A 6,635-nucleotide genomic window follows, 5' to 3' on the forward strand; every position below is an offset into this window, starting at 1 on the left:
TTCAGAATGCAAGCCGAAGTACCCGAAACGATGGATATTTCAACCGAACCAGCTTACATTCACGAAATGTATGGAACCGAGGTCGGCAAAGCCAGTTTTGCCAATAATTGTCTTTTGGCCAGAAAATTAATCGAAAAAGGCGTTAGAGTCGTTCAGCTTTTCGACCGCAGGTGGGATAATCATGGCACCGACGAAGGTAGTGGAGTTGATATTGGTTTACGAAGAAACGTTGAGTACGTTGACAAGCCAATAACAGCACTCATAAAAGACCTCAAACAACGTGGACTTCTCGATGAAACACTGATTGTTTGGGGAGGCGAATTTGGCCGTACACCAATGATGGAAAACCGAGCGGGCGATAATAACACCCCACTGAAAGGCCGTGACCACCACGTTGATGCCTTCACGATGTTTATGGCTGGTGCAGGAATCAAAAATGGGTATTCCCACGGCGAAACTGATGAGATTGGTTATTACGGAGTAAAAGGAAAAACTCACATACACGATTTGCAAGCAACAATTATGCACGTAATGGGCTTTGACCATGAGCAATTTACATTTCCATTTCAAGGGCGGAATTTTAGATTAACCGATGTTTCTGGAAAAGTAATTCGTGAGATTTTGTAGTATTATCTTAAAATAACAACTTTCATTCTTAGCGATTTTGTCTTAATTTTGCCGCATGAATGAAGAACACAATCCGTGGAAAATTCTTGACTCAGAGGTCAAGTATGAAAATAATTGGATACAGGTTGTCCACCAAAATGTTATCAATCCGAGTGGCGGAAAAGGAATTTACGGAACTGTAAATTTCAAAAATATTGCAGTTGGTGTTGTTCCAATTGATAAAGATGGAAATACATGGCTTGTTGGGCAATATCGTTTTCCACTGAATGAATATTCTTGGGAAATTCCAGAAGGCGGATGCCCCGATGGAGAAGAAGTGTTGGAAACCGCCAAACGTGAATTGAAAGAAGAAACGGGCCTGATTGCTCAAAATTGGTCTTTAATCTCTAAACTTCACACATCAAACTCGGTTTGCAATGAAGTTGCCTATATTTTCCTTGCCGAAGAAATCACCCAATCAGAAAGCCAACCCGAAGACACCGAGCAACTACAAGTAAAAAAAGTTTCGCTGAAAGAAGCTCTCGATATGGTTTTGGCCGATAAAATCACCGACTCAATGAGTGTGGCAGGAATTCTGAAAGTTGCACGTTTAAAAGGTCTCTGATATGCTTGAAGCTATAATTTTTGGGTTTGTCACGGGCGTTGTACTTAGTTTTGGCTTTGGAAGTGTATTTTTTGCCCTTATTCAAGATAGTATTCAATACGGTTACAAAGCTGGAGTCAAAATTTCACTCGGTGTAGTTTTTGGCGATGTAATCATGGTAGCAATCGCTTTTCTCGGCACTTCATTTCTACCCGATATTCCAAACTTTGGTCTTTACTCACGCATTTTTGGGGCATTCCTACTCATAAGTTTAGGACTGGTGCAGTTTCGTAAACCTAAAGCACCATCAAAAATGCAAGAATTCAAACTAGCCCGATTCTTTTATTTTTTTGGAAAAGGCTTTCTTCTAAATGTGATAAATCCAGTCAATTTTATCTCTTGGATGCTCGTTTCGGCAACTTTGAAAGGCTATAAATATGAATCGCTTGATGAAATACTTTTTTTTGGTACTTGTATCATCATGATTTTTGTGGTAGAATCTGCTTTCGCCATTTTTGCCGACCGAATCAAAACTAAACTCAACGATAATACCATTCTCTACATCAAATATATTTCTGGTCTGGTTTTCATTGGCGTAGGCTTAAAAATGGTTTGGGATGCTTATAAAATAATAGTTGCATAAAAAACTTGTGCCAAATTAATGGCACAAGTAATAAAATTATTCCCAATTTCTGTTGACTGTGGACAATCGACAGTGGCCTTTACTTTCCTTTCTGCTTATTCTCCGAATTTTGATTCAAAGCCATCATTTGCTTCATGGTTTTGTCAAATCCTTCAACCGAACCATCCATAAATATTACGTTTCCTTTGCCATCTTGTGCAACTTGACGCATGGTTTCTGTCCATAACGAAAACAAGATAATTGATGGGTCGAGGTGGGCTTTTTCCATTTCAGCGGCCGCAACTGCCATACCTTTCGCAATTTCTTCACGGAATTGAGCCAAGCCTTGTCCTCGCAAACGAGCTGCTTCACGCTCAGCCTCAGCCGAAATTCTGATTGCATTACCATCAGCCTCTGCACCTTTCGTTTTTGTTATCAAAAGAGCCTGTCCTTCATTTTCGGCCGCTGCTTTGAGGTTATTAGAAGCAACCACACGTGACATTGACTTCACTATTTCCTCATCAAACGTTATGTCATTTATCTGTAAATCAAGTAAATGATAGCCCCAACCATTGAGCGTATTATCAAGATTTGACTTCACATCCGTCACGATTTCATTTCTTAAACCCAAAATTTCAGCTTGCTTTTTGGTCGCTACAAAACTACGAATCGAACCTTCTATTGAGCGAACCAAAGCTTGCATAAAGTTTGCTTGGTCGATAAACTTAAACGCAACATTCTTTATTTGTTCTTCTGATTGGTCAGTAACTGTATAAAGCAACATTGCCTTGAAATAAACATTGGCTTGGTCGTTGGTGATTGCTTGAAACTGTAATTCTGCTGAACGATTTTGAATCGAAATGGTACGAAAAACAAACTCAATAAAAGGAATCTTGAAATTTAAGCCTGGGGTCATGATTCGGCTATATTTTCCAAATACTGTAATTACAGCAACATTACCTTGCTGAACAATAACAACTGAAAGATACAAGACAACTGCGGCTACTACGAGTAAAATGATTGTTAACATTGTGTTTTACGGTTTTAGTTAAATGAATGGTCAAATGTACTTTGAAAGTAGCAACCTAAACTAAAATCTTGACAAATGGTAAAATCACAAGGAATATTTGCAAAAAATATATTTATCGGCCGGTGATATTACTTCAAATTACCCATTCCACCATCAATGTGTAGAATCTGACCCGTAATCCAACTACCTTCATCTGACAATAGAAGCTTGGCAGCTGCTGCGATATCGGCACTTGTTCCTACTCTCCCGAGTGGGTGACGTTTGTTTGAGGCATCAATTTTTTCGGGTGAAGAAAGTAACATTTTTGCCAATGGCGTATCAGTCAATGAAGGGGCAATTGCATTAAAGCGAATTTTTGAAGAAGCATACTCAGCTGCCAAAGAGCGAGTCAAACCTTCAACTGCTCCTTTTGATGCCGCAACTGAAGCATGAAACCCCATACCAGTTTGCACAGCTACTGTGCTAAACAATACAACCGAAGCATTGCCAGAAGCCTTTAACTTGGGTAAAACAGCTTGAATGACATTTATTGCACCCAAGACATTTATCTGAAAATCTTTCTGAAAATCTTCATTCGTAAATCGGTTGAATGGCTTTAGATTAATTGTTCCTGGGCAGTAGGCAACGCCATCGAGTGTGGCAGGAAGTGAACTAAAAACTTGACTATCAGGATTTGCGGCATCCCAACTGATGTGTGTAGATTGTAAATCTGGTTGGGTACGAGAAGCTGTAAAAAGATTGGCACCTGCTTCTATTAATGACTGTGCAAGAGCCAAGCCGATTCCCGAACTTGCTCCAACAATAAGGTAGTTTTTTCCTTTGAAAGACATTTCTATAATTAATAATTGAGAATGGATAATTGATAATTTCAACCTCTACAATTTTAAACCGATAGTTAGTAAAATTGTTTTGAAGACAGTCAACAATCCATTCTCAATTCTGTATTATCAATTAAATACTTAGCACTTTCAAAAACTCACTACGCTTTTCTTCTTTATTAAAAGCTCCACTGTAGAATGAAGTAATGGTCGAACTCGTTTGGTCCTTCACACCACGAGACGAAACACATTGGTGGTCGGCATCAACATAAACCGCAACATCATCGGTCATGAGAGCATTTTTAATCGCATTTCCAATCTGAATCGTCATACGCTCTTGTACCTGCGGGCGACGAGCAAAATGATTCACAATTCTGTGCAATTTCGATAAACCAATTACTTTACCATTTGAAATATAGGCCACATGCACTTTTCCTACAATTGGCACAAAATGGTGTTCGCAGCATGAGTAAAACTGAATGTTTTTCTCAACCAACATTTCATTGTAGTTATATTCGTTGCTGAAAAGTGTCATTGCAGGTTCATTTTCAGGATTCAGGCCCGAAAATAACTCTTTGACGTACATTTTTGCTACACGTTTTGGTGTTCCACGCAAACTTTCATCTTGCAAATCAAGACCCAAAGTGTGCATAATTTCTTTGAAATGCTTTTCTATAATTTCAATTTTCTCATCGTCGTTCAAATCAAAAGCATCTTCACGAAGCGGTGTTTCGAGTTTAGTAAACGGGTGGTCTTGGTCGTCAAGTAATAATTCGTTCACAAAAGTTTTTTCTTTAAATTGGGTATTCGACATAATTTCGTTCAGTTTCAAATAGTGTAATTTTCAAATCATAATCATGTGATATTTTTTCTCTCAAAATATCATAAATCACAATAGCAATGTTTTCTGCCGATGGATTCAGTGATTTAAACTCCTCAACGTCCAAGTTTAGATTTTTATGGTCAAGTTTATCCAAAACATGTTTTTTGATTAAATCACTTAAAACTTTTGTGTCGAAAACATAACCTGTCTTTGGGTCAACTTCACCCGACAGTCGAACAATCAAGTCATAATTGTGTCCGTGGTAGTTCGGATTATTACATTTTCCGAAAACTCGGGCATTCTCTTCCGCATCCCACTCTGGGTTGTGGAGACGATGAGCCGCATTGAAGTGTTCTTTTCGCAACACCGCAACTCTCTTTTTTTGATATTCCAAAATAGATGTTTAAAAATGAATAAAATGTTAGCCAAACAGTCATTACAAAGGTTGTGTACAACACTTGTAGGCTACCGAACGGTGGTTAAATCGTTCTAAAGAAACAGTTTCAGATATATTAACAAGTGCTATTTTTATTTTGTTCAAGATTTTTTCAAAAAAAATATTTACCTTGATTTTTAAGCTGCCGAGATTAAAATATTTTTTATCTATTCAATCCAAAAAAGATTATATTTTTTATTAATCATTTAATTATAAAAATTTTTTATTTTATCTTTGAAACACCAATCAACGTAATTGTTTGTAATACCATCTTCAATCCAACCTAAATATGAACCGTCGAAATTTTCTTTCAACCAGCTTGGCTACCTCAAGCATTCCATTTATTGCTAAAAAACAAAACCTAAAAGGCGAAACATCACCTGAAGATAAAAAAGTAAGACTTGGTTTTATTGGTGTCGGCCTTCGTGGACGTACACATCTCCAACAAGCACTTTATCGCTCAGATGTAGAAATCCCTGCCATTTGTGATATCGACCTTAATTCAATTGCTGAGGCAAACAAAATTTTCAAAAAATTTGAAAAAAAAGAACCTGTTGCCTACACGAAAGGTGAACGAGATTTTGAAAATATGGTAAAGCGAGATGACCTCGACGGAATCATTATTTCAACGCCGTGGGAATGGCACGTTCCGATGGCAGTGGCAGCTATGAAAGCTGGAAAATACGCAGGTGTAGAAGTTTCGGCCACGGTTACGCTTCAAGAATCATGGGATTTGGTTGATACATTTGAACAAACTGGCTCGCACTGTATGATACTCGAAAATGTTTGCTATCGCCGTGATATCATGTCGGTATTAAATATGGTTCGAAAAAACATGTTCGGTGAAATGCTTTACGGACATTGCGGCTATCAACACGATTTGCGTTTTGTAAAGTTAAATGATGGCAAATCAGCTTACGGAAAAGGCGTAGAATTCGGAGAAAAAGGTTTCAGCGAAGCACGTTGGAGAACCCAACACTCAGTCGATAGAAATGGAGACCTCTACCCTACGCACGGACTCGGGCCTGTTGCTCACTGGATGGACATTAATCGTGGAAACAAATTTGAATATTTGACTTCAATTGCCACAAAATCGCGTGGAATGCACAATTATATTGTTGAAAATGGTGGAGAAAATCATCCGAATGCGAAGGTAAAATTCAAACTCGGAGACATTGTAACCACCACGATTCAATGTGCAAATGGCGAAAATATTGTAATTATTCACGATACAAATAGTCCCCGCCCTTATTCATTGGGTTTCAGAGCTCAGGGAACAAAAGGCATTTGGATGAACGATGGCAATCAGATTTATCTAGAAGGCGTTTCTAAAAAACACGATGCTTGGGAGCCATTTGCCGACTACCAAAAACAATACGACCATCCACTTTGGAAACGTTTCGAGCAAGATGCCGTAAATGCTGGTCACGGTGGCATGGATTTCTTCGTACTACGAGCCTTTATCGAATCAGTAAAAAACAAAGTTGCTCCTCCGATTGATGTTTATGACGCTGCCGCATGGAGTGCCATCAGTCCACTTTCGGAGTTATCGATTGCACGTGGCAGTTCTCCAGTAGAAATTCCTGATTTTACTCGTGGAAAATGGAAAACAAATAAACCAATCTTTGGCTTAAACGATAATTATTAAAATTCAAAAAACCTTCAAGGACTTTTATAAGCTTTGAAGGTTTTTCCA

The 6,635-nt window shown here is 38.4% G+C and carries 8 protein-coding genes; 4 read left to right on the plus strand and 4 right to left on the minus strand.

Annotation, left to right across the window (positions count from 1 at the left end):
* The 3 genes from ACOVO2_RS12845 to ACOVO2_RS12855 all read left to right on the plus strand — a co-directional run.
* Positions 1 to 627, plus strand: a 627-nt coding sequence (locus ACOVO2_RS12845; protein WP_421770365.1) for a DUF1501 domain-containing protein, incomplete at its 5' end; no start/stop codon positions are given.
* Positions 628 to 682: 55 nt separating this feature from the next.
* Positions 683 to 1,231, plus strand: a complete 549-nt coding sequence (locus ACOVO2_RS12850) for an NUDIX domain-containing protein (RefSeq protein ID WP_421770366.1) — start codon at positions 683 to 685, stop codon at positions 1,229 to 1,231.
* 1 nt (position 1,232) lies between these two features.
* Positions 1,233 to 1,853: a LysE family translocator gene (locus tag ACOVO2_RS12855; protein ID WP_421770367.1), complete on the plus strand. Its 621-nt coding sequence runs from the start codon at positions 1,233 to 1,235 to the stop codon at positions 1,851 to 1,853.
* A 79-nt stretch (positions 1,854 to 1,932) separates the two neighbouring features.
* Here ACOVO2_RS12855 and ACOVO2_RS12860 read toward each other — a convergent pair whose 3' ends face one another.
* From ACOVO2_RS12860 to ACOVO2_RS12875, 4 genes are all read right to left on the minus strand, one after another.
* On the minus strand, positions 1,933 to 2,862 hold the full coding sequence (locus ACOVO2_RS12860) for an SPFH domain-containing protein (protein ID WP_421770368.1): 930 nt from the start codon (positions 2,860 to 2,862) through the stop codon (positions 1,933 to 1,935).
* Between the two features lie 128 nt (positions 2,863 to 2,990).
* Complete coding sequence (locus ACOVO2_RS12865; protein ID WP_421770369.1) at positions 2,991 to 3,692, minus strand: SDR family NAD(P)-dependent oxidoreductase; 702 nt, start codon at positions 3,690 to 3,692, stop codon at positions 2,991 to 2,993.
* A 121-nt stretch (positions 3,693 to 3,813) separates the two neighbouring features.
* The gene (gene folE, locus ACOVO2_RS12870; protein WP_421770370.1) at positions 3,814 to 4,494 is read right to left on the minus strand and encodes a GTP cyclohydrolase I FolE; all 681 of its coding nucleotides are present in this window, start codon (positions 4,492 to 4,494) and stop codon (positions 3,814 to 3,816) included.
* Positions 4,475 to 4,900: a 6-pyruvoyl trahydropterin synthase family protein gene (locus tag ACOVO2_RS12875; protein WP_421770381.1), complete on the minus strand. Its 426-nt coding sequence runs from the start codon at positions 4,898 to 4,900 to the stop codon at positions 4,475 to 4,477. Before ACOVO2_RS12875 ends, folE begins: the two co-directional genes overlap by 20 nt.
* A 328-nt stretch (positions 4,901 to 5,228) precedes the next feature.
* Between ACOVO2_RS12875 and ACOVO2_RS12880 the strand changes: the two genes are divergently transcribed.
* Positions 5,229 to 6,587 carry a Gfo/Idh/MocA family protein gene (locus ACOVO2_RS12880; RefSeq protein ID WP_421770371.1) on the plus strand — a complete coding sequence of 453 codons (1,359 nt, stop codon included), beginning with the start codon at positions 5,229 to 5,231 and terminating at the stop codon, positions 6,585 to 6,587.
* The last annotated feature ends 48 nt before the right edge of the window (positions 6,588 to 6,635 follow it).

The organism is Emticicia sp., from assembly GCF_049241225.1.
Lineage (GTDB): Bacteria > Bacteroidota > Bacteroidia > Cytophagales > Spirosomataceae > Emticicia.